Genomic DNA, 21,229 nt, shown 5'->3' on the forward strand with positions numbered 1-21,229 from the left:
CGGCTGCTGATTGTTCATCACACACCGTTCTCGTACACGCACGCGATGTTCGAAACCGTCGTTTCGACTGGGAGGTCTGCCGCGTGCCACGCCTGCTGATCATCCATCACACGCCGTCGCCGTTCCTGCAGGCGATGTTCGAGGCCGTGGTGTCTGGGGCGACCGACCCCGAAATCGAGGGCGTGGAGGTCGTGCGCCGGGCTGCGCTGGCTGTGTCGCCGACGGACGTGCTGGAGGCCGACGGGTACCTCCTCGGCACCCCGGCCAACCTCGGGTACATGAGTGGTGGCCTCAAGCATGCATTCGATGTCATTTACTACCCCTGCCTCGATTCGACGCGCGGGCGGCCGTTCGGTCTCTACGTCCATGGCAACGAAGGCACCGAAGGCGCGGAGAAGGGCGTCAGTTCCATCACGACCGGGCTGGGGTGGGTGAAGGCCGCTGAGTACGTGGTGGTGTCGGCCAAGCCGACCAAGGGCGACCTGGAGGCGTGCTGGGAACTGGGCGCGACAGTCGCCGCGCAGTTGATGGCGGGGTGAGCCGAGAGGTAGCAGGGCGAAGTCGACTCCTGCGGGAGACCACCGCGGAGGGAGTCACGGAACCCGCCCGCACCCCGGCTGGGCGGGACCCGGCTGCGGGAACATTTTGGCCGACGCGGTGCTGGACTCGGGCCGCGGCGTGGAGGAAGTCGCGGCCGGCTACAGGTGGTGTGGTGGACCGTGCAGGACACGCATCGCGGGTGGTAGCGAGACGATCCTGGAGTACCTCAACGCCGGCCTGGTGGACGAGTTCTCGATCGCGCTCTCACCCCGTGCTGTTCGGCGCCGGCACCCGCCTGTTCGACGGCGTGGACGCGTCCAGGGTCGCGCTGGAGCCGGTCCGTTCGGAGCCGTCGCCGCGGGTGACGCACCTGACCTACGCCGTGCATCCACGCTAGCCGCGGTCGGCGCGGGCCCGGCGGTCACGGTGCGCTGTCACTGTGACCGGGTCGTGGAGGTGACCGACGTGGACATGGTTCTACCCCGGTTGTCCTTCGCCCGGTGGCGCATTGTCGGGGCACGACGGTGACCGTGGCCGGGTGGGTCGTGGTGATCGGGGCGGCCATTGTCCGGGACTTTTCAGCCGGTCACAGCGTTGGCCGTGACCGGAAGGCGACGGCCGACCCCAGATTTTCCAGGCTCCGATAAATGAGCGATTCAGGCACCCCCGATTTCTGGTGTCTGACTATTCCGAGTGGTGGCCCGGCATACTGGCATGGCCGTCGTTCCGGTCGGGATGAGGACGAGATGCTCGGGATTGGAGACTCAGGTGACGTGGGCCGAAGGAGGCCAGACCGCACCGCGCCGGGTCGGATTGGTCGAAGACCACGAATCCGTCGCGATCGGTCTGGCCGCGATGCTAGCGCCGGAAGCAGATCTCGATCTGGTGCTGGCCGCGGGCACCGTTGCGGAATTGCTGGCCGCCGTCGATGGTGCGACGAAGCTGGATCTGGTCGTGCTCGATCTACGGTTGGCCGACGGGTCGACCCCCGAGGACAACGTGCGCGCCCTCCGCGACCGCGGTATCGAGGTGCTGGTCTTCACCGGGGCGGACAACGCGTTTCTGGTGCGTTCCGCGGCGCGAGCCGGTGTGCTCGGCGTGGTGCGCAAGTCCGAGGATGTGCCTACCGTGGTCGGCGCGGTACGCCGCGCGGCCTCTGGTGAACAAGTGGTCACCACCGACTGGGCCGCCGCCATCGACGGCGACCCGCAGTTGCGTGACGTGGGACTGAGCCCACGCCAGGAAGAGGTGCTCACGCTGTACGCGTCTGGTGAGAAGGCCTCCAGGGTCGCACGGTTGACGGGTCTGTCCGAGCAGACGGTCAACGATTATCTCGGCCGGATCCGGCAGAAGTACGCCGACGCCGGACGTCCGGCGCCGACCAAGACCGACTTGTACAAGCGGGCTGTGGAAGACGGATGGCTTCCGGTTCCCGAGCGGCATCGACCCGGATGATCGTGTCCAGCATGCTGGACTCCGCGCCGCCCGCCCGCTTTCTTTCACTCGACCGATCCCGGTTACGACGGTGGCGCCGGCGGGTTGTCGCGCTGTCCGCCGAAAAGGCGTCCGAGGGAGCCGCCGACCGTATTCTGCGCAGGCTCGGCTTGGCCATCGGGATCGCGGGGGTGATCGCTGCCATCGTCGAACTGCCCGAGATCGCTGCCCAGAGCCGCTTCGTGCCGCTGGGATGGACGGTGCTCGAGGTCGTGCTGGCCTTCGGGTTGTTCCCGGTGCTCGCGGTCGTTTCGGTGGTGACGAGCCGCCGCGCGATCCAGTCCGTCGCTGGCGCGGCCGCCGTGAGTTTCGTTGCGGCGATGGCGGTGGTCCCATTCGTGTATCCGGATCCGGACGCCGAGGGGGCCTCGGTGTGGCTGTACCGAGTGCTGGCGCTGGGTGTTCTCGCGGCCGTTCTCGCCTGGCGCCCGCCGGTGGCGGTTACCTACCTGGTGGTCGGCGCCGCGCTCGGTGCGTTCGCGAACCTGGTCGTAGTGCGGGAGACCACCGTGCTGTCGCTGCTCGGCGACTTCGCCAGGGCGGCGGGCCTTTGCGCGCTGTTCCTGTGGTGCGTCGTCTATGCCAGGGCGGCGGCCGACCGAGTCGACCGGGAGTCGGCGATCGAGAGCAGCAGGGCCGCGGCGGTCGCCGGTGCGGCGGCCAGGGATCGGGAACGCGCGCGCTTCGCGGCGCTGATTCACGACGCGGTGCTGTCGACCCTGCTGGACGCCTCGCGCGCCGGGACCGCATCGCCGGTACTGCGCAGACAGGCCGAGCGGACGGTGGAACAACTCGACGAATGCCGGGGCGGGGAGGTCGAGCCCGATTGGTTGGACGCGCAGTCCGCGATCGGGTTCCTGCGCTCGGCCGTGCACGAGGTGAATATCGGCATCCGATTCACCGCGCGCCGTTGGGCCGGATTCGATGATCTGCACTTGCCGGTGGACGCGGCGAGCACCATCGCTGCGGCCCTGGCCGAAGCCGCGCGCAACAGCCTGCGTCACGCTACGGTCGCGGATAGGGAGGTGCGGCGTACCGTCACCGTGACGATAAGCGCGGGTGGCATTCGCATCGTGTTCCGTGATGATGGTGCGGGTTTCGACCTGAGCGAAGTACCCGCCGATCGGCTCGGCATCTCGGTGAGCATTCTCGGACGGATGCGCCGGCTCGCGGGCGGCGCCGGGTTCGTCGAATCAGAGCCGGACGAGGGCACGATCGTGACGCTGGTGTGGGGCGGCAATGGCTGACCAGGCCGGCGAATTCGGACTGCGCGATCTACTCGGTCTGCGAAACCGGGCGGCGTGGCTTTTCCTCGTCATCCTCGAGGTGACCATCGTGTTGTACATGGTCCGGAACTTCCCGGAGTCGCCGCTGGTCGCGGCCATCGCCGCGCTGGCGCTGGTCGCGGTGGCCGGGGTCGTCGTGCTGGTGGCGCCGGGGGATCCGCTGCCGGGGACCGCGACCCTATTCGTGGCCGCCGCCGGACCGCTGGCGACGATCTTGACCTCCTTCGACGTGGAACATGGCTGGTCGAAGCAGGTGTGGACGGCGTTTGCCTCGTCGTATGTGCTCGCCGTGCTCGTACTGCGCGGACGGTTGGGTGCGGCTTGGCTTGGCGTCGCCGGCATCGGGGTGGTCATCGCGGTAGTCGAAGCGGTGGCGGGGTTGCGGTTCGGTGTGGTGGTCGGCTCGATCGTTCCGGTCGCGACGGTCGCGGGGGTGTCGCTGTTCGCGGCGGTCATGCGCCCGACGCAACGCTCGCTGCGCCTGCTGCGCGAGGAGGCGTCGATGCGCGCTGCCGCGGAGGCCGGTATCGCGGCGGAGAACGCGGAGCGCAACCGGCAACTGGGCCGGCTGGACGCGGTGGCACGTCCGATCCTCGAGCGTATCGCCGACGGCGACGAGCTCACTGCTGCCGATCGCGAGCAGTGCAGACTGCTGGAAGCCGAGTTGCGCGACGGACTCCGGGCGCCGCAGCTGGTCACCGATCAGCTCAACAGCGCGGCCCGCGGGGCACGGGCCCGCGGCGTGGAGGTGGTCCTGCTCGACGACGGTGGATTCGCGGGTGTCCCGGACGGGGTGCGTCAGCAGGTGATCGAAGCGGCCACCCGCGAATTGGACGCCGCGAACGAGGGATCGGTCACGGTCCGCGTCCTTCCGGCCGGGCGGCGCATTCTTGCCACGGTGTTGGCGACGGGATCGGATCAGGACCGCCGCACCGAGATCGACGTGACGGGCGCGGTGACCGTCTCCGACTAGTTACTCGCTACCCGGGTATGCCGACCGGCCTCGGCGAGCGTGCGCGAGACGCATCGCGGCGAGCCGGGTACGCGGTCCGGCAGACAGTGCGCGATGCGCTCGCCATCGGGGGAAACCTGTCGGCCCCGCATGGCAGTGTTCCTGCCATGCGGAAGATGAGTGCGGCGGTGGCGCGACGAACGGCGTTGGCGGCACAGGGTTTCGGCGCACCCAAACCTACGCGGATTACGCGTCGATCGGTGCTCGGCGTGCTGAACAGAACCCAACTGCTGCAACTGGATTCGGTGTCGGCGGTGGTGCGTGCACATTACGCGCCGGTGTTCAGCCGGATCGGGGCCTACGACCGAGCCATGCTCGACCAGGCCGCGTGGAGCAACGGCGTGCGGCGACCGCGCGCGCTTGTCGAGTACTGGGCGCATGAGGCCGCGCTCATCCCGGTCGAGGACTGGCCGCTGATGCGCTGGCGGATGGCGCGGTACGAGCACGGGCGCTGGTCCGGGATGCGGACAGTGGTGGAGCGCAATCCCACGCTGGGAAAGGACATTCTCGAGGTGATCACCGAGGTCGGGGCAGCCACCGCCGGTGAGGTCGAGCGGCACCTCGAACTGGACAAGCCGCGCCCCAAGGGGTCCTGGTGGAATCTCAGCGACACCAAGATGATCTGCGAGCAGCTGTTCGCCGCCGGCGCGCTGTCGGTGGCCACCCGCGTCGGGTTCACCAGGCACTACGATCTCGCGGAGCGGGTGATCCCGCCCGATGTGCTGGCGCGCACGGTGTCCGAGCAGGACGCGGTCCGCGAGTTGGTACGCCGCGCGGCCGCCGCACACGGTATCGGCACCGAGGCCGACCTGCGCGATTATTACCGCCTGCACCGGAGCCAGACCGAGCCGGCCATCGCCGACTTGGTGGACGCGGGCGAACTGATCCCAGTGGCGGTCGAAGGCTGGGACAGACCCGCCTATCTGCGGGCGGGCGCGCCCGCACCGCGTCGCGTCGAGGGCGCCACTCTGCTGTGCCCGTTCGACCCGCTGATCTTCTTCCGTGCCCGCACCGAACGGATCTTCGACTTCCATTACCGCCTCGAGATCTATACCCCGCAGCACAAACGAGTGCACGGTTACTACGTCTTTGCGTTCCTGCTCGACGGCGAACTCGTCGGCCGCGTCGACCTGCGCGCGGACCGCGCGACCGGTCGGCTCTCGGTGCCCGCCGCCTTTGCCGAGCCCGGATACGACACGGCGGCCACGGCGGACGCGCTCGCACGTGCACTGCGCGAGATGGCCGACTGGCTCGCGCTCGACGACGTGGTGATCGGTGCGCGGGGCAACCTCGCGCCGCTGCTGTAGTGTCGTGCTCTTCTCGGACTCTCGGATATCGGATCGAGTCCGAGCGCGGGTAGCCGGTCTCAGGCGTCGCGCTTCGGCCCGTACCCGCGCATCTGGTCGCGCAGTGCGCCGTGCACGGCGCTCGACAGCCACGAGTTCAGCGACTGGCCGCTTTGGGCGGCGGCCTCTTCCGCGCGCGCCTTCATCTGCTCGACCAGTCGCAGTGTCACTCGGCTGATGTCGCCGGTCATCTCCTCGAATGTCGGCGGCTCGTCAGTGGCCGTGCTTTTGCGCACATCGACCGAAGCGTCGGTGCTATCGACCGATACGTGCACGGTGCGGTCGCCGAGGGCGGTGCTGACCTCGGCGGCTAGGTCGGACAGTGCTGCGAGCAGCACCAGTCGGGCCGAGGCTTCGGTCGCCGCGGCCAGCGCTGCCGCCGTGGCCTGGGTCTTTTCATCCCCGAGGGTCGCGGCCGCGATCAGGTTCTCGCGCAGTTGAGCGGTGTATTTGTTCAAATCCATGACATCAGTTTGACGTCATATTAAATGTCATGCAAGGAATCGACTGACATCATGGTGCGTCAGGTGGTGTCGGATCACTCGATCGGGCAGCCCGATTGCCGACGAGGGTGTCGAAGGCGTGTACCAGACCGGGTAGCCTTTCTGACCATGAACAACGGTGAATCGACGCCAACGGAGCTGCGTGCGTCCGGCACAGTAGGTGTCGCGATGGTGACTCCCTTCAGTGCCGATGGCAAGCTCGACGTCGATGCCGGGGTGGCGCTCGCGGCCCGCCTGGTCGACCGTGGGGTAGATCTGCTCGCGATCTCCGGAACCACTGGCGAGTCACCGACCACCACCGAGTCCGAGAAGGCCGACCTGCTGCGCGCCGTCGTCGACGCGGTGGGTGACCGCGCCACCGTGATCGCGGGTGCGGGTACCTACGACACCGCGCACTCGATCGAACTCGCGCGCAGCGCGCAGCGGGCGGGCGCACACGGTTTGCTGGTGGTGACGCCGTACTACTCCCGGCCGACCCAGGAAGGCTTGATCGCGCACTTCACCGCCGTCGCCGACGCCACCGACCTGCCGGTGACGCTGTATGACATTCCGGGACGTTCGGTGGTCCCGATCGCCAGTGACACCATCCGTACCCTCGCCGAGCACCCCCGCATCGTCGCGGTGAAGGACGCCAAGGGCGATCTGAACATGGGCGCCGAACTCATCGCGAGCACCGGCCTGTCCTTCTATTCCGGTGACGACCCCCTCAACTTGCCCTGGCTGTCGGTGGGCGCCGTCGGGTTCATCAGCGTGATCGGTCATCTCGTGCCCGAGCGACTGCGTGCGCTGCTGAAGGCATACACCGCCGGTGAGGTGGTGCGCGCCCGGGAGATCAACACCTCGCTGCTGCCGTTGCACGCCGCGATGGCTCGGCTGGGCGGTGTCGCGCTGAGCAAGGGAGGACTGCGGCTGCTCGGCGTCGAAGTCGGGGAACCGCGACTGCCGCAACTGATGCCCAACGGCGAGCAATTGGCAGTACTGGGTACCGAGCTGCGCGCCATCGGGGTGCTCTCGTGAGTGATCCAGTAGTCCGCCGTCCCCGCCGTAGCGCTACCCGAGCAGCGGGGGCGCCCGCACCGACCGCTCCAGCCGGCTCGCCGCAGCGCGCCGAGCCGTCCCAGGCCCTCGAGCAAGCCGAACTCGAGGTACCCACCGAAGCCTCCGTCCCATCCCCGGAGAAGCGAACTTCGGAGAAGAAGTCGAAGAAAGCCACGCAGTCGAAGCGGTCGGCATCGCAGGAGTCCGCGCCGCAGAGCGGTCAGTCTCGGCGACCGGCCCGTGGGCGTCCGCAATCCGGGCGGGGCCGGGCCGAAGCGCTTGCGCCGCCGTCGCTCCCCGCACACGACCGCCTGGGCGCGCCGCCCGCGTTGGCCAGGAACGGACTGCGCGTGTTCGCGCTCGGCGGCATCGGTGAAATCGGCCGCAACATGACCGTTTTCGAGTACGGCGGCAAGCTGCTCATCGTCGACTGTGGTGTGCTGTTCCCGGAAGACCAACAGCCTGGCGTCGACCTTATCCTGCCCGACTTCCGGCCGATCGAGGACCGGATGGACGACGTGGTCGCCGTCGTGCTCACCCATGGCCACGAGGACCACATCGGCGCGGTGCCGTTCCTGCTGCGGCTGCGCCCCGACATCCCGGTGATCGGTTCGAAGTTCACCCTGGCGCTGGTCGCCGCGAAATGCCGGGAGCACCGCCTGCAGCCGAAGCTGGTCGAGGTGACGGAGGGGCAGCACACGACGAACGGCCCGTTCGGCTGCGAGTACTTCGCGGTCAACCACTCGATTCCCGATGCGCTCGCCGTCGCCATCCGGACACCCGCCGGTGTCGTCCTGCATACCGGCGACATCAAGCTGGATCAGCTTCCGCTGGACGGACGTCTCACCGACCTGGCTGGATTCTCCCGAATCGGCGACGAGGGCGTCGACCTGTTCCTGGTGGACTCCACCAATGCGGAGGTGCCCGGCTTCGTCACGCCGGAACGTGAGATCGGCGGTGTGCTCGATACGGTCATCGGCAAGGCGCCGCACCGGGTGATCGTCGCATCGTTCGCCAGCCATGTGCACCGCATTCAGCAGGTGGTCGACGTGGCCCAGAAACACGGGCGGCGGGTGTGTTTCGTCGGCCGTTCGATGGTCCGCAACATGCTGATCGCGCAGGAGCTGGGGTATCTGACCGTGCCGGACGGCGTAGTGGTCGATCTCGATGTCGCCGCGACCCTCCCCGGCGACCGGCTGGTGCTGATCTCGACCGGCTCGCAGGGTGAGCCGCTGTCGGCGCTGTCGCGGATGGCGCGCGGTGACCATCGCCAGATCAACATCCGCGCCGACGATCTGGTGGTGCTGGCCTCCTCGCTCATCCCCGGTAACGAGAATTCGGTCTTCGCGGTGGTCAACGGCCTGGCCAGGTTGGGAGCCACGGTGGTCACCCAGCAGAACGCCAAGGTGCATGTCTCCGGGCACGCGTCTGCGGGCGAATTGCTGTACCTGTACAACGCGGTTCGACCGACCAATGCGATGCCGGTGCACGGTGAATGGCGGCATCTGCGCGCGAACGCGGCGCTGGCGGTGGCCACGGGCGTCCCCGAGGATCGGGTGATGTTGGCCGAGGACGGGGTGGTGGTCGACCTGGTCGACGGCATCGCCTCGATCGTCGGCCGGGTGCCGGTCGGGCACGTTTACGTCGATGGGCTGTCCGTGGGCGACGTCGGCGAATCGACGCTGTCGGACCGGCTCGTGCTCGGCGAGGGCGGTTTCATCGCGATCACCGTCGCGATCGACGAGACCACGGGTAAAGCGGTCAGTACCCCGGAGATCAGCGGGCGCGGCTTCTCCGACGATCCCACCGCGCTCACCGAGGTCGCCGAGATCGTGGAACTCGAACTGTTGCGGCTGGCGGGTGAGGGCATCACCGACACTCATCGGATCGCGCAGGGTGTGCGCCGGGTGGTCGGTCGTTGGGTGGCCGAGACCTATCGCCGCCGCCCGATGATCGTGCCGACCGTGATCGGCGTCTGAGTCCTGAACCGGCGAAAGCGCCGGACGGCATGGCCGTCCGGCGCTTGTCGGTCCGGTGCGGTCACTCCTGGCAGGCGGCGGACTCGATGTTCGCGCTCTTGACGATGTTGCAGGCGAAGGTGTGGTCGACCTTCCATTCGCCGCCCTCGGAGACGAATTGGATGAACGCGCTGTCGACCGGGGTGCCGTCGATGGTGACCTTGGCGTCGGCCTTCAACCTGCCTTCCTTCGGGTCACCCACACTGATGACCTCGACCTTGACGTTCTGCTTCTTCGCCGCTTCGACCAGGTTGGCGACCAGGTAGGGATCCTGCTCGGCGGCCTGGATCCAGCTGATCTTCTCCTTGTTCGGGACGTTTGGATCGAATGCCTTCTGCAACCGCTCGTTCAGCTGCTGTACCGAGGGTTTCGCCAATGCGGGCGAGGACGGGGTGGTCGGCGCGGAGCCGGCCTCCTTGTCGCCGTTGTCCGAGCCGCCCTGTAGCTCGCCTGGTGCGTTGCTCGCGTTCGCGCCCGTGCTCGGTCGCGACGTCTCCTCGTCGGCGGCGCAGGCCGTCAGCGAGCAGGCCGCAGCGGTGAGAACGACGGCCACGGCGGTCCGGAAAGTATGGTGTTTCACGATGTTTCCTCTGACTCGAATCCCGGACATCAGCCGTGGTTGGATGTGCAATTCCAGTGCACGATGTAGGCATCGGAATCGTTGTGGGACAGGGCGCGGCTCTGCGCCGCGCGACGCGACGCGGCGTACCCCCAGCTCCACGTGCCGGTGTCGGCGGAGTACGCCACGGCGCCGCAGCCATTGGCGAACCAGACCACCGAACTGCAGTCGCTCGCGCCACAGGAACTGACGGCGCGTCGCTGGGCGGCGGCGGAGTCCGGGTAGTCGTAGGAATAGCCGATCGACCCGGTGGAGGTGGACAGCGCGATAGCGCCATAGTTGCTGGTACGGGCGTATGCCGCAGGTGAGTGGACGCTCGAGACGATGCCTGCCGCTGCCAGCACGGCCAGACAGGTAGCAAATTTCTGCACGGAGGATGTGCCCTTCTGTCATGTGGTCCACGACCCGATGGACCGACTGACAAAGGTACCTAGCCGACACTCATTGCGCTAGCAGGAGATTCTGGGTCTGGACAGCCGATATGCAACCGCCAGAAGGCATGTCGCGCACCACTGCTTGCATCCCGCGGGCTGGTCGACCCGTCTCGCGCACTTCGGATTCCTGACGTTCACCGTGCCCGCCTGTCCTGAATCTTCGTGCAGGTCAACGCACTACCCGCCGGATCGTCGTCCGGACCGACCACAGACCGACGCCGCTGCTCCTCCGCGACGGCCTGCGCCGCGGAAGACCCACTCGCGTTGTGGGTCTCGTGGTAGCTGGGCTGATGTGGTGACGGCGCGTCGTCGATGTGTCACTCGACAAGATGCTGCACTCGACAGAAGGCTCGCGGTGGGTATGTTCAGGGTATGAGCATGGCGCAGCGGGAACGGCGAGAACTCGTCGAAGCGATGCGTGCCGCAGGGCCGGAAGCGCCGACCCTCTGCGACACGTGGACCGTGCGGGATCTCGCCGCACACTTGGTGGTTCGCGAACGGCGGCCGGATGCTGCGCCGGGAATCATGCTCGAGCCGTTCGCGGGCTACCTCGACCGGGTGCAGAAGAAGGCGGCGACCAAGCCGTTTCCTGTGCTGCTGGAGCAGGTGCGTACCGGTCCGCCGTGGTGGTCGCCGCTGCGTCCGGTGGATGCGCTGGCCAATCTGGCGGAGATGTTCGTCCATCACGAGGATGTGCGCCGCGCCGCGCCGGGCTGGCAGCCGCGCGAGTTGACCGCCGCGGACCAGGACAAGCTGTGGTCGTTGGTGCGCAGGATGGCCTCGATGTCCTATCGCAAGGCGCCGGTGGCGGTGGCCCTGGCGACACCGGACGGCAGGCAGGTGATGGCGCGATCCGCTTCTGGTGCGGCGGTGACGCTCACCGGTGCGCCGTCGGAACTGCTGCTCCATGCGTTCGGCCGGGACGAGGTCCGGCTGGCGACCAACGGCGATTCCGAGGCGGTACGCCAGGTGCTCGGCCTGGACCGCTCGGTCTGATCGCTGGCTCCGATGCCTGGTCGACCCCCTCTAGTACATCGCTGAACCGGCGGTACCAGTGTTGCGGATGGTCCGGATGAGGCGTTTGCGGCTAGCCTGGGTCCATGGCAGGTAAGTCCCGCAGCACCACGACGACTCGGGCGCGGGCGGGATCGGCGCGGGGGCGGACAACCACGACACGATCTCGCGCGGCCACTCCCAGGGCGGCTGCTACGCCGCGTGCGCGCGCCAGGCCGGCGCGGCGCCCGGTGCGTCGGACATCGAACACCGCGCCGCTGGCGGTGCTCGGGCGCGGCATCGGCAGCGGCTGGACGATGCTGGCCCGGGGCGTCGGCGCCACCACTCGGACGTTGAGCCGGGCCGGAGAGATCGAACACGGACATCGCCGCGACGGCATCGCGCTCGCCCTGATCGCGCTCAGCAGCGTGATCGCGGCGTCGGTGTGGTTGTCGGCGGGCGGCCCGATCGGGCACTGGGTCGAAGACGTCATCCGGGCTGTTTCCGGGTCTGCCTCGGCGGTGTTGCCGTTCGTGGCGTCCGGGATCGCGGTCGTGTTGATGCGCACCGAGGCCCGCCCGGAGATCCGGCCGCGGCTGGTCCTCGGCGGGCTGCTGCTCGGCCTGCCGATGCTCGGCCTGTGGCACATCGTGGCCGGTGCGCCCGCCGATGCGCGGGGGCGTTCCCACGCGGCCGGTTTCGTCGGCCTGGTCATGGGCGGGCCGCTCACCAACGGTCTCACCGCCTGGTTGTCGATCCCGATTCTGTTGCTGGCCATCGCCTTCGGTGTGCTGTTGGTGACCGGAACGACGGTGCGTGAGGTCCCAGACAAACTGCGTCGGTATTTCGGCACCATGAGCGGTGGTGGCGAATATGGCGAGTACGACGGTGACTACGGGGAATACGATTCGGCCAATTACGACGCCGACGGCTTCCCTTTGCACCCCGCGGCCGCGCAGCGCCGTGGCCGCACGCCTGCCGAGAACTATCCTGCCGACGAGTTCGGCGATCCGGACGCGGTGACCGAGGCGCTCGGCGAACCGCCGCTACGGGATGCGAAGCCCATGGCGGTCGAGGAGCCGGCGGACAAGCCCAAGAAGCAACGTCCGGCCAAGGCGGTGCAGGATCAGACCCCGCCGCCGCCGAAGCAGCTCGAGTTCATCACCGACCGCGTGGTGGAGGGCGATTACACGTTGCCGCCACTGTCGCTGCTGACCGACGGCGACCCGCCCAAGAAGCGCAGCGCGGCCAATGAATCGATGATCGAGGCGATCACCGAGGTATTGGTGCAGTTCAAGATCGACGCCGCGGTGACCGGCTTCGTTCGAGGCCCGACCGTCACGCGCTACGAGGTGGAACTCGGGCCGGGCGTGAAGGTCGAGAAGATCACCGCACTGGCCCGCAATATCGCCTATGCGGTAGCGACGGAGAATGTCCGGCTGCTCGCGCCGATCCCGGGTAAATCCGCGGTCGGCATCGAGGTGCCCAACGCCGACCGTGAACTGGTCCGCCTCGCCGACGTGCTGAAGGCGCCGTCCACCCGCAACGACCACCATCCGCTGGTGATCGGTCTCGGTAAGAACATCGAGGGCGAGTTCGTCGCGGCGAACCTGGCCAAGATGCCGCACCTGCTGGTTGCCGGCTCCACCGGGTCGGGTAAGTCGAGTTTCGTGAACTCGATGCTGGTCTCGCTGCTCGGCCGCGCGACGCCGGACGAGGTCAGGATGATCCTGATCGACCCGAAGATGGTGGAACTCACCCCGTACGAGGGCATCCCGCACCTGATCACGCCCATCATCACCCAGCCGAAGAAGGCCGCGGCCGCGTTGGCCTGGCTGGTGGAAGAGATGGAGCAGCGCTATCAGGACATGCAGGCGAACAAGGTGCGCCATATCGACGACTTCAACAAGAAGGTGAAGTCGGGTGCGATCACCGCGCCGCTGGGCAGCGAGCGGGTGTATCGGCCTTACCCGTACATCCTGGCCATAGTCGACGAGCTGGCCGACCTGATGATGACCGCTCCGCGCGATGTGGAAGACGCCATCGTTCGGATCACCCAGAAGGCCCGTGCCGCAGGCATTCACCTCGTGCTGGCCACCCAGCGTCCGTCGGTGGACGTGGTCACCGGTTTGATCAAGACCAACGTGCCGTCCCGATTGGCCTTCGCCACCTCGTCGCTGACCGATTCGCGGGTCATCCTCGACCAGCCCGGCGCCGAGAAACTGATCGGCATGGGGGACGGGTTGTTCCTGCCGATGGGCGCGGGCAAGCCGACCCGTCTGCAGGGTGCGTTCATCAGCGACGAGGAAATCCACGGCGTCGTCGACTTCGCCAAGAACCAAGCCGAACCCGACTATCAAGATGGCGTGACGGCCGCCAAGGCGGGCGAGAAGAAGGACGTCGACCCCGATATCGGCGACGACCTCGACGTTTTCGTTCAAGCGGTGGAACTGGTCGTCACCTCGCAGTTCGGCTCGACGTCGATGCTGCAGCGCAAGCTGCGCGTCGGCTTCGCCAAGGCCGGGCGGTTGATGGACCTGATGGAGACCCGCGGCGTCGTGGGTCCGAGCGAAGGGTCCAAGGCGCGGGACGTGCTGGTGAAACCTGATGAGCTGGAAGGGCTGCTGTGGTCGATCCGCGGTGGCGGCGGGGACGAGGACGGAGCCGAGCGGTAGGACTGATCCGCTGCGGCTGGTCGGAACCGAAGCAGGAAGTATCAGTTGTCGTGCAGGCCGGAGTTCTTGCGGCCGACGCCACCATAGATCACCATCCGGGTGGTCGGCAGGTTGTCACCGAGCCATTGCTGCACTGGTACCACGCCGGGGTCGAGTATTTCGAAGCCGTCCAAGAACGACGTCATCTGCGCCGGTGATCGATAGACGACCTGAGCCGAACTGCTGGCGGTGTCCGCCGACGACCGCTCGATGAGCTGCGGATCGCTGGTGTCGGAGCCGTGCGTAAGAGCGAGGTAACTGTCCGGCGCCATCACGTCGCGGAATCGGGCGACCAACTCGGCCGGGTTTTCGTCGTCCATCACGAAGTGCAGCACGCCGACGAGCATCACCGCGATCGGTTCGTCGAAGTCGATCAGTGCCTCGGTCCGGAGTCGGTCGAGCACGTCATCCGGACGGCGAACGTCGGCCGACATGGCGGTCACGCCCTGCCAACGGGCCAGCAGCGCGTCGCAGTGCGCGTACACGACCGGGTCGTAGTCGACGTACACCACGCGCGCCGAAGGATCGAACTCGCGGGCCACCTCGTGCACGTTGGGTGAGGTCGGGATTCCGGCACCGAGATCGACGAACTGCCGGACGCCTGCTTTCGCGGCCAACCGAACCGCGTTCACCAGGAACCGGCGACTGAACCAAGCCAAGGTCCTGGTGTCCGGCGCGATGGAAAGCATCCGTTGGGCTACTGCACGGTCCACTTCGTAGTTGTCTTTGCCGCCCAGAAGATAGTCGTACACACGAGCGGAATTCGGCCGGCCCGGGTCGACGCCTACTGGTGCTCGCTCCATACGCGACACGGTACTCCCTGATCCATCCCGATCAGGATCGGAATGATCGCTGCTCCCGGCTGATCGGAGACGTCGTGGTGTAACGGACATCAGCATCGGCTCCACCCGGTGTGGTCCAACGTCATGGCATTGGCGTAGTGAATCGAAAGATGCTGGCCCGCAACGGAAGCACGAGATCACTCGTCCGAAGCCGCTGCCACAGCGAGCGTATCGGCTCGCGCCATGAGCGCTTCGGCCACCGCACGGGGACGGCGGCCGAGGCCGCATGCGCTGGCGACCCCATCGACCGACCGGCCGAGCGCCCTCTCGAGCAAATGCAGCGTCCGCAATTGCTGTGCCTCGGTCGGGCTGTCGTGCACCAACCCCGCGTAGAAATCGGTGCCCTCGCCCAACGCCAGTCTTTCGAGGGGCGCATAGAATTCCGCCTTTGTCGACGGCGGTATATCTCCCGCCGCGAACGGGCCGTGCAGGTATTCCAGGGTGCGGCCCGGCGGCCACTGTCGGACGATGGAATTGGCCAGATCCACTAGTGGCCGAGCATCGCGCAATGTTGCCCGGGCTTTGTTGTGTAGGCTGCCGAGGCAAAGGTGCACGCCGACACGAGTTCCCGCGGGGGCTGACGCAGCCAACGTGGCGATCCCCTTGCCCAATCCGAACGCGGCATCCGCGAGTCGATGAAACGGCTGGGTCTTGGCCATGAGTATCAGTTCCGCGGTAGCTTCGAGTTGCAGCACGACATCGTCTCCGACCGCTTCGCGGATGGTCGTCATCTCCCGCACAGTGGCGTCGGTGAACGCTTTGCGGTAGGTCCGTGCACCGGAAACCCCCATGGCGATGAACGCGAGTGTGAAATCGGTCGGCATGCCGATCTGGAGTGCGAGATCAGGCAACTCATGTTCGTGGCGAAGGCGTTCGAATATCGGCAGCGCCTCCTCGGTCTCGCGCAGGTACCCGAGATCCATCATGGCGCCGGTCAACTCGGCGCCCCGGGGGACGCGATGGATGGTCCGGTCCCGACTCGATCGCCAGCCACCGGGTTTCTTCACTTCCAAGACGCCCTGCGACACCAGGTCCGCGAGGATGGGCTGGATATAGAACTCGTATCGACGAGTTTCGCCGGTGGGCAACGTACGCAGGCGCGGCCCCGCGCGATCCAGCATCGCCCGCATGGCGACGCCCGTGCCGTCGGCCGGAAAACTTCCCACGAAGTGCACGGCTCGCGCGCCCACGCCATGGCTGGAACCCATGTCCCCACGCTCCTCATCTCACCGACTTCGGTCGGGCGTGCGCCGTCCCGATGCGACATCGGTGTCAGCAGCCGGTGCGCTCCCGACAGCTCTACTATGCGACAGCCGCTGATCGCTGTGTGAGGTATCGGAGATCGGCGGGCGAGGTTCACGGCTGCGCCACACTCCGCGTGCGGCTCGAGACATACTGGGCAGATGAATTCCGCGGCCGACGGCGGCGCATCGAAGGAAATGGGCACGCGACATCCGAACGGACCGCGCTGACCGGAATTCCGAATCCCACTGTCCGAGAACGTTCCAGCGCTCGGGCCGCCCGGACGGATCAGACGAGTTTCATGCGCGGACGAACCGAAAAACACTGACGTGAAAGACTTTACGGGAATCGATGCGCAGACGGCGGTTACGGCGGTAGGCATTGCACGTCGAGCGGCGCGCGCTATAGCCTACATGACTGATGGCTGAACAAGAGCGGGCTCGTCACCCATGGACGTCGGTGCGGGCAATTGTCGCGTGTGTCACCGCAACGCTGATGTGCCTCATACCTGGCGGGGCACACGCCGACGACGCGTCACCGCCGGATCACTGTGCGGCGGTTCCCTTTCCGGTGCCCAACGGGGTGATGGGCGCGACTTTGTGCCTTCCCGCCGCCGGTCCGACCGACCGGGTCATGGTGCTGCTTCCTGGCTCCAATTACAATCACACGTACTGGGATTTTCCCTACGTGCCGCAGACATACAACTTTCGCCGCGCCATGAACGCCGCCGGCTACGCGACACTGGTGGTCGATCGACTCGGCATCGGCGCCAGTAGCCGCCCACCGAGCATGCTGGTGACGGCGACCGGTTCCGCTCAGGCTTTGCACGAGATCGTCCAGGCACTACGTCGCGGATTGGCAGGCGCCCAGCCATTCGCGAAGGTCATCATCGGTGGCCATTCGCTCAGTTCTGGTATCGACGTGTTGGAGGCGAGCACCTACCACGATGTCGATGGCGTTGTGCTGACCGGGTTTTCCCACGCCCTGAACGTTCCCGAGGTCCTCGGCGTGATGGCCACCTACCAGCAAGCCGTTCAGGACCCCCGATTCGCCGGGAGTGGATACGATCCGGGCTATCTCGTGACGCAACCGGGAACTCGCGCCCGTGATTTCCATGCGCCCGATGACGCCGACCCCGACGTCATCGCGGTCGACGAGTCGACCAAGGACGTCTTCGCTCCGACGGAATATCCCGATGGTCTGACCTCTACCATCCCGCCCATGACCAACCTCGTCACCGCCCCGGTTCTCGTGGTCAACGGCAGTCTGGACCGTTTGTCCTGCGGCCCCGGCTACGCGGTATGCGCGAACGCTGAGACCCTGTATGCCACGGAGGCGCCGTTTTTCGGTCCGACCGCGCGGTTGCGCACATTCGTGTTGGCCGGCAGTGGACATTCGGTCAATCTCGCGCGAAATACCGCCGAGTACCAGGCGGCCGTCGTGGAGTGGGCCGACTCGATCCTCGAGTGACCTGTGCCTCAGCCGGCGCGATCGACCGATTGTCCTCCGACATGGCGGGGTTCGGCTTCGGTCACGGTACCGGCAAGCTGACGCCGCGCGTCGAGGGTTATCTTGTCGGCCTTTGCGGCTGACCGCTGCTACCGGGTGAGTGGGAATCAGGGTGAATCGTGTCGGTATCGACGCACCGATCGTCGGGCGACTGCACGCGGAATTATGATGGCTATCATTTCGCTATCGATTCAACGGACAAATCGGGCATTATGGACGCCATGGGATTCGCTGCCGATCGGCGCACAGCATGCAGGTAACCGCACTCGAATGGGGGATCACCATCGCGGTGATCCTCGGCCTGTTCGTCTTCGACTTCTTCGCCCACGTGCGTACGCCGCATGAGCCGACGTTCCGCGAATCCGGATTCTGGTCCGCGGTCTACATCGGGTTGGCGCTGGCCTTCGGTGGTGTCGTGGCCTGGCGGTGGGGATCGACGTTCGCGGGGGAGTACTACGCGGGTTTCGTCACCGAGAAGGCGCTGTCGGTGGACAACCTGTTCGTTTTCCTGATCATCATGTCCACCTTCGCGGTGCCACGGATCTATCAGCAGAAGGCATTGTTGATCGGGATCGTGATCGCCCTGCTGATGCGCGGCGCGTTCATCGCCGTCGGAGCGGCGGCTATCAGTGCGTTCAGCTGGGTGTTCTACCTGTTCGGGCTCTTTCTCGTCTATACCGCCATCAAACTGATCCGGGAGAGCGGCCACGAGGTCGAGCAGGAGCAGAAACGTGACAGCCGCGTCGTCGCGCTGACCAAGCGAATGCTGCCGACCACCGACGAGTACGACGGCGACAAACTGGTCACCCGGATCGACGGACGCCGCGCGGTGACGCCGCTATTGCTCGCCTTGCTGGCCATCGGATTCGCCGACCTGCTCTTCGCCCTGGACTCTATCCCGGCCATCTACGGGCTCACCGAGCAGCCGTATCTCGTCTTCACCGCGAACGCCTTCGCGCTGATGGGCTTGCGACAGCTGTACTTCCTGATCGGCGGGTTGCTCGATCGGCTGGTCTACCTGTCCTACGGGTTGGCGGCCATTCTCGCGTTCATCGGCGTGAAGCTGGTGCTACACGCGCTGCACGAGAACACACTGTCGTTCGTCAACGGCGGGGAGCACGTGACAGTCCCGGAGATCTCTACGCCGATGTCGCTGGGCGTCATCCTCGCTGTCTTGGTCGTCGCGACGGTCGCGAGCCTGATCCGAACCGCCGCAACGGCGGGCAGCAGGGTCGACGACTAGCAGCACGGCGAGCATCGGGCGGGTACCCGCCCGATGCTCGCCGCAGTAGATCACCCGTGGTCGGACAGCCGCCTTGGCGCGCTCGTTTCCGCGCTGCCCGGACCTCGGTGCCATCCGAGGGTTCGCGGACGGGCGGGGTGTGTCACGCCACCACCCCGGAGTGGACGCCCACGTCAGGAAGCGAAGGCGCCCACCGCGGGACGCCATTCGATCGCGCGAACATCGTCGACCAAGTTCTCTCGCACGAACGGATCCTGCGCGAGCAGGTCTCGCAGCGTCGCAGCGTCGTCGGACTGGAAGATCAGCAGCGCACCGGAACCATCCGGGTACGGCCCGCTGCTCAGTACGGCACCGGACTCGACCAGGCTGGATAGCCAGGCGCGATGCGCGGGGCGATGGGTGTCGCGCTGTGCGACGAAGCGCTCGGAATAGTCGTAGTGGACGGCGAAGATCGGCACGGGTGGATCGCTTTCTGTGGGCGGGGCTCAGAGCGTGAGCAGCATTCGCGTATTACCAAGGGTGTTGGGTTTCACAAAACTCAGATCGAGGAATTCGGCGACACCGGTGTCATAGGACCGGCACATTTCCGCGTAGACCTCGGCGGTGACGGGGGTGCCGTCGATCTCGACGAACCCGTGCCTGCCGAAGAACTCCACTTCGAAGGTCAGCACGAACAGCCGCTGCAGCGCCAGGTCACGCGCGACCGTGACCAGCTGCCGCACGATGAGGTTGCCCACACCGGTGCCCTTCACATCGGGGTGGACCGCGACCGTGCGTACCTCGCCGAGGTCGGCCCACAGCACATGCAGCGCGCCGCAGCCGACGACCCGGCCGTCCAGTTCGGCCACCCAGAACTCCTGCACCGCCTCATAGAGCGTGACCAGGTTCTTCTCCAGCAGGATTCGTCCCGCGTACACGTCGATCAGGATCTTGATCTCGGGCACGTCGGAGGTGCGCGCGCGTCGGACAACCGGGACCGAGGTCTGCGCGGCAGGGGCCGCGACCGGGTGCGCTTCGCTGGTCGAACCACCTAGTGGTCCCCGAGAGGTCATGGGGTGCACAGTAGTCGGCCCGGCTACCGATAGTCTGAACGTGTGCCGCACATCCACTCGTTCCGCTCACCGCATCGCGCCGGGCAGCGCTACGGGATGACGGGGCGGCCATGAACCCGCTGATCGTGGGCGAGGCGGGAGTATGAGCGCGCAACCAGACGAAATGGACCGTCCGTGGGGCGTGCCTAGTCCGATACGACCCGGGTTCGCCCAGGCCGAGACCGCGGTGCCGTTGATGAACATCGCGAATATCCTCACCATGCTGCGGATCGCGCTCGTGCCGCTGTTCGTCGTCGCGCTGTTCGTCGGCGACGGCCATGAGACCGGCTGGCGGATCTGCGCCGCCGCACTGTTCGGTCTCGCGGCGATCACCGATCGGTTCGACGGGCAACTGGCGCGCAAATACGGTTTGGTCACCGATTTCGGCAAGCTCGCCGACCCTATCGCGGACAAGGCGCTGATCGGTTCGGCGGTGATCGGGCTGTCTGTGCTCGGTGATCTGGCCTGGTGGATCACGCTCGTCATCTGTGGCCGAGAAATTGGCGTGACTCTGCTGCGGCTCGCGGTGGTGCGCCGCGGCGTGATTCCCGCTGGACGCGGCGGCAAGCTCAAAACACTCGTGCAGTCGCTGGCCATCGCGGTGCTGCTGCTGCCGTTGTCGGGCGGGTTCGCCGCTGCCGGCATGGTGTCGATGTACGTCGCGGTCGCGTTGACCGTGCTGACCGGGTTGGATTACGTCGGCCAGGCCGCCAGGGTCTGGTTCGCCGGCGGGCCCGGCCGGGCACGCGGCGCATGACCGATCCGCTCACCGCGGGCGTGCCTGTCGCCGACCTGGTGCGGGCGCTGGTGGCCGCGCGGCAGACCGTGGCCACCGCGGAATCGCTCACCGCCGGCCTGCTCGCGGCGACGATCGCGGGAGTGCCCGGCGCCAGCGCCGTGCTGCGGGGCGGGTTGGTGGTGTACGCCACCGACCTCAAACACAGCCTCGCGGGTGTCGGTGCCGAGGTGCTGGCGGCGGAAGGACCGGTCGCGGCCAGTACCGCGGAGCAGTTGGCGGTGGGCGCGCGCATGCGGTGTCTCGCGGACTGGGGTGTGTCGCTGACCGGCGTCGCCGGACCCGATTCGCAGAACGGGTACGCGGTGGGCACCGTCTTTCTGGGCATCGCGGGTCCAGGTCATACCGAAGTGATGCGGTTGAAACTCTTCGGCGACCGGTGGACGATCAGAGTGGGCGCGACACACAACGCCGTGTGCGAATTGCTGCGATGTGTGCGAGTCCCGGAGGAAGGTGTGCGGAGGAGCGACTGATTTGCCCTGGTGGGAACCAATCGCCCCTTATCCGAC

At 66.9% G+C, this 21,229-nt stretch carries 21 protein-coding genes; 14 read left to right on the forward strand and 7 right to left on the reverse strand.

Annotated elements, in window-relative coordinates; all coding sequences use genetic code 11:
* Window positions 1–83: 83 nt before the first annotated feature.
* The 6 genes from AB0C34_RS04145 (at window position 84) to AB0C34_RS04170 (ending at window position 5,639) form a co-directional block, all read left to right on the forward strand.
* Window positions 84–539, forward strand: coding sequence for a flavodoxin family protein (locus tag AB0C34_RS04145; protein WP_357067240.1), 456 nt, complete (start codon window positions 84–86; stop codon window positions 537–539).
* Window positions 540–811: 272 nt separating this feature from the next.
* Window positions 812–937, forward strand: coding sequence for a hypothetical protein (locus tag AB0C34_RS04150; RefSeq protein ID WP_357067242.1), 126 nt, complete (start codon window positions 812–814; stop codon window positions 935–937).
* A 371-nt stretch (window positions 938–1,308) separates the two neighbouring features.
* Entirely contained in the window at window positions 1,309–1,995 is a 687-nt protein-coding gene (locus AB0C34_RS04155; protein WP_357067243.1) for a response regulator transcription factor, read from the forward strand.
* The gene (locus AB0C34_RS04160; RefSeq protein WP_357067245.1) at window positions 1,959–3,281 is read left to right on the forward strand and encodes an ATP-binding protein; all 1,323 of its coding nucleotides are present in this window, start codon (window positions 1,959–1,961) and stop codon (window positions 3,279–3,281) included. Before AB0C34_RS04155 ends, AB0C34_RS04160 begins: the two co-directional genes overlap by 37 nt.
* Window positions 3,274–4,293 carry a hypothetical protein gene (locus tag AB0C34_RS04165; RefSeq protein WP_357067246.1) on the forward strand — a complete coding sequence of 340 codons (1,020 nt, stop codon included), beginning with the start codon at window positions 3,274–3,276 and terminating at the stop codon, window positions 4,291–4,293. Before AB0C34_RS04160 ends, AB0C34_RS04165 begins: the two co-directional genes overlap by 8 nt.
* A gap of 146 nt (window positions 4,294–4,439) precedes the next feature.
* Window positions 4,440–5,639, forward strand: a complete 1,200-nt coding sequence (locus AB0C34_RS04170; RefSeq protein ID WP_357067247.1) for a crosslink repair DNA glycosylase YcaQ family protein — start codon at window positions 4,440–4,442, stop codon at window positions 5,637–5,639.
* A 59-nt stretch (window positions 5,640–5,698) separates the two neighbouring features.
* Here the strand turns inward: AB0C34_RS04170 and AB0C34_RS04175 are convergent, their stop codons facing one another.
* Window positions 5,699–6,142: a hypothetical protein gene (locus AB0C34_RS04175; protein WP_357067248.1), complete on the reverse strand. Its 444-nt coding sequence runs from the start codon at window positions 6,140–6,142 to the stop codon at window positions 5,699–5,701.
* 147 nt (window positions 6,143–6,289) lie between these two features.
* Here AB0C34_RS04175 and dapA point away from each other — a divergent pair, with 147 nt between their 5' ends.
* A complete protein-coding gene (gene dapA, locus AB0C34_RS04180) occupies window positions 6,290–7,198 on the forward strand; it encodes a 4-hydroxy-tetrahydrodipicolinate synthase (RefSeq protein ID WP_357067250.1) in 909 nt (302 codons plus the stop codon).
* Window positions 7,195–9,198: a ribonuclease J gene (locus tag AB0C34_RS04185; protein WP_357067252.1), complete on the forward strand. Its 2,004-nt coding sequence runs from the start codon at window positions 7,195–7,197 to the stop codon at window positions 9,196–9,198. The genes dapA and AB0C34_RS04185 overlap by 4 nt, the downstream gene beginning before the upstream one ends.
* A gap of 61 nt (window positions 9,199–9,259) precedes the next feature.
* On the opposite strand, the gene AB0C34_RS04190 is transcribed toward AB0C34_RS04185, so the two are convergent.
* Window positions 9,260–9,817, reverse strand: coding sequence for a hypothetical protein (locus AB0C34_RS04190; protein ID WP_357067254.1), 558 nt, complete (start codon window positions 9,815–9,817; stop codon window positions 9,260–9,262).
* A 29-nt stretch (window positions 9,818–9,846) separates the two neighbouring features.
* Window positions 9,847–10,227 carry a DUF4189 domain-containing protein gene (locus AB0C34_RS04195; protein WP_357067256.1) on the reverse strand — a complete coding sequence of 127 codons (381 nt, stop codon included), beginning with the start codon at window positions 10,225–10,227 and terminating at the stop codon, window positions 9,847–9,849.
* Between the two features lie 435 nt (window positions 10,228–10,662).
* Here AB0C34_RS04195 and AB0C34_RS04200 point away from each other — a divergent pair, with 435 nt between their 5' ends.
* Together AB0C34_RS04200 and AB0C34_RS04205 are read left to right on the forward strand one after the other, a co-directional pair.
* On the forward strand, window positions 10,663–11,286 hold the full coding sequence (locus tag AB0C34_RS04200) for a TIGR03085 family metal-binding protein (protein WP_357067258.1): 624 nt from the start codon (window positions 10,663–10,665) through the stop codon (window positions 11,284–11,286).
* A 104-nt stretch (window positions 11,287–11,390) separates the two neighbouring features.
* A complete protein-coding gene (locus AB0C34_RS04205; RefSeq protein ID WP_357067260.1) occupies window positions 11,391–13,958 on the forward strand; it encodes a DNA translocase FtsK in 2,568 nt (855 codons plus the stop codon).
* A 41-nt stretch (window positions 13,959–13,999) separates the two neighbouring features.
* On the opposite strand, the gene AB0C34_RS04210 is transcribed toward AB0C34_RS04205, so the two are convergent.
* Window positions 14,000–14,800, reverse strand: coding sequence for an SAM-dependent methyltransferase (locus AB0C34_RS04210; RefSeq protein WP_357067262.1), 801 nt, complete (start codon window positions 14,798–14,800; stop codon window positions 14,000–14,002).
* Between the two features lie 176 nt (window positions 14,801–14,976).
* Entirely contained in the window at window positions 14,977–16,047 is a 1,071-nt protein-coding gene (locus AB0C34_RS04215) for a hypothetical protein (RefSeq protein WP_357067264.1), read from the reverse strand.
* Window positions 16,048–16,501: 454 nt separating this feature from the next.
* Between AB0C34_RS04215 and AB0C34_RS04220 the strand changes: the two genes are divergently transcribed.
* Entirely contained in the window at window positions 16,502–17,551 is a 1,050-nt protein-coding gene (locus tag AB0C34_RS04220; protein WP_357067266.1) for an alpha/beta hydrolase, read from the forward strand.
* 289 nt (window positions 17,552–17,840) lie between these two features.
* Complete coding sequence (locus tag AB0C34_RS04225) at window positions 17,841–18,833, forward strand: TerC family protein (RefSeq protein WP_357067268.1); 993 nt, start codon at window positions 17,841–17,843, stop codon at window positions 18,831–18,833.
* 173 nt (window positions 18,834–19,006) lie between these two features.
* On the opposite strand, the gene AB0C34_RS04230 is transcribed toward AB0C34_RS04225, so the two are convergent.
* Complete coding sequence (locus tag AB0C34_RS04230) at window positions 19,007–19,291, reverse strand: YciI family protein (RefSeq protein ID WP_357067270.1); 285 nt, start codon at window positions 19,289–19,291, stop codon at window positions 19,007–19,009.
* A gap of 27 nt (window positions 19,292–19,318) precedes the next feature.
* Window positions 19,319–19,885 carry an amino-acid N-acetyltransferase gene (locus AB0C34_RS04235; RefSeq protein ID WP_357067272.1) on the reverse strand — a complete coding sequence of 189 codons (567 nt, stop codon included), beginning with the start codon at window positions 19,883–19,885 and terminating at the stop codon, window positions 19,319–19,321.
* Between the two features lie 163 nt (window positions 19,886–20,048).
* Between AB0C34_RS04235 and pgsA the strand changes: the two genes are divergently transcribed.
* Together pgsA and AB0C34_RS04245 are read left to right on the forward strand one after the other, a co-directional pair.
* On the forward strand, window positions 20,049–20,681 hold the full coding sequence (pgsA, locus tag AB0C34_RS04240; RefSeq protein WP_357068471.1) for a CDP-diacylglycerol--glycerol-3-phosphate 3-phosphatidyltransferase: 633 nt from the start codon (window positions 20,049–20,051) through the stop codon (window positions 20,679–20,681).
* Window positions 20,678–21,193 carry a CinA family protein gene (locus AB0C34_RS04245; protein ID WP_357067274.1) on the forward strand — a complete coding sequence of 172 codons (516 nt, stop codon included), beginning with the start codon at window positions 20,678–20,680 and terminating at the stop codon, window positions 21,191–21,193. The genes pgsA and AB0C34_RS04245 overlap by 4 nt, the downstream gene beginning before the upstream one ends.
* Window positions 21,194–21,229 lie beyond the last annotated feature (36 nt).

Source organism: Nocardia sp. NPDC049220, from assembly GCF_040647855.1.
Lineage (GTDB): Bacteria > Actinomycetota > Actinomycetes > Mycobacteriales > Mycobacteriaceae > Nocardia.